Below are 1,493 nucleotides of genomic sequence, written 5' to 3'. Positions count from 1 at the left end.
CTCGATCGAATAAGCTTTCATTTTTTCTGCTGATGTACTGAATGTAGTGTACCACATTTACATGGAATTTGCTGTAAGTAATGATAGCAGCGATCGCTCTTCCTTCCTGTTCTATGACAATTCGTTCTCCAGTATCCTCGACACGGGCGATGAGTTCGGGAAATCTGTCATTGGTTAGATTGACATTTAGTTGAGTCACCTTTTACCTCGCTATTAATTCTCGTATTATATCGTGTCCATTAGCTTCGTTTAAAAGTGTTTTTGATGCTGTAGGGGCGGGTTTTACCAACAATAATCGCCTCAAACGGACAATCTCCTAAACCCGCCCCGCCGAAGGGCAAATCCCTATTCTTGAATTAAGGCTTGAAACCGAGTATGCGATCGAATGCTTTCAAAATTCGAGTCAGTTTTTGCCATTTCTCGGTATTTGTCAGAATTCAGATTGATGGCTTGCTGCAAATTCTGAATCGCTTGGTCACTTTGACTCTTTAACGCATAGCAGCAAGCTTTATTATAAAATGCTGCGTCATTATCTGGTTTGATTTCTAAGGCTTTGTCGTAGTCGGCGATAGCTTCTGACAATCTGCCTAAATTACCCAGTGCCTTGCCCCGATTGTGCCAGGCTTCGTGATAATTTGGTTTGATTTCTAAGGCTTTGTCGTAGTCGGCGATAGCTTCTGACAATCTGCCTAAATTAACCAGTGCATTGCCACGATTGTTCCAGGCTTCGTGATAATTTGGTTTAATTCCTAAGGCTTTGTCGTAGTCGGCTATCTCCTCTTCAAATCTGCCTAAATCATCCAGTGCAATGCCCCGATTGTACCAGGATTCGTGTTTATCTGGTTTGATTTCTAAGGCTTTGTCGTAGTCGGCTATCGCTTCTGACAATCTGCCTAAATTAACCAGTGCATTGCCTCGATTGTGCCAAGCCTCGTGATAATTTGGTTTGATTTCTAAGGCTTTGTCGTAGTCGGCGATAGCTTCTGACAATCTGCCTAAATTAACCAGTGCAACGCCCCGATAGTTCCAGGATTCGTGATAATTTGGTTTGATTTCTAAAGCTTTTTCGTATGAGGCTATAGCCTCTGTATATTCTTGAGCAGATTCATATAATACACCTTGTAAAAAAAACAATTCGGCTTTTTGTTCTGGCGTTTGTCCATCCAGATTAATCAAGATTTGAATGATCGCCAGTTCCGGGTTTTGTTGGGCATTTAAAGTTTGTTTGTTTTCGATATTCATCATTTATTCCTCTTCATCAAACTTTCATTTTTCCAAGTATAACCGTAGGGTGCATCAGGGAGAAATTCTTGAGTAAGTGGTTAAAATATTCGACCATGACGCACCTTACAATTACTATTTTATCAGGTGCGTCGCTATGAGATTGTCGAAATTTAGTTAAGAATTTTTCATAGTTATAGTCATTTCAAATAAGTATGAGACTATTTAAAAATGAGGTAAAATTAATAAAAATAGTGAACCCGCTAGGAAAA

2 protein-coding genes are annotated in these 1,493 nt (G+C 39.8%); both read right to left on the bottom strand.

Going from position 1 to position 1,493, the window contains the following annotated elements; genetic code table 11:
• A partial coding sequence (locus QUA90_RS30325) for a type II toxin-antitoxin system Phd/YefM family antitoxin (protein WP_445300159.1) occupies positions 1–199 on the bottom strand: 199 nt, incomplete at its 3' end.
• Between the two features lie 146 nt (positions 200–345).
• Complete coding sequence (locus QUA90_RS30320) at positions 346–1,245, bottom strand: tetratricopeptide repeat protein (protein WP_333448786.1); 900 nt, start codon at positions 1,243–1,245, stop codon at positions 346–348.
• Positions 1,246–1,493 lie beyond the last annotated feature (248 nt).

The organism is Microcoleus sp. D3_18_C4 (assembly GCF_036702355.1).
Classification (GTDB): Bacteria; Cyanobacteriota; Cyanobacteriia; order Cyanobacteriales; family Microcoleaceae; genus Microcoleus.
This window is presented reverse-complemented; position numbering and strand designations above follow the sequence as displayed.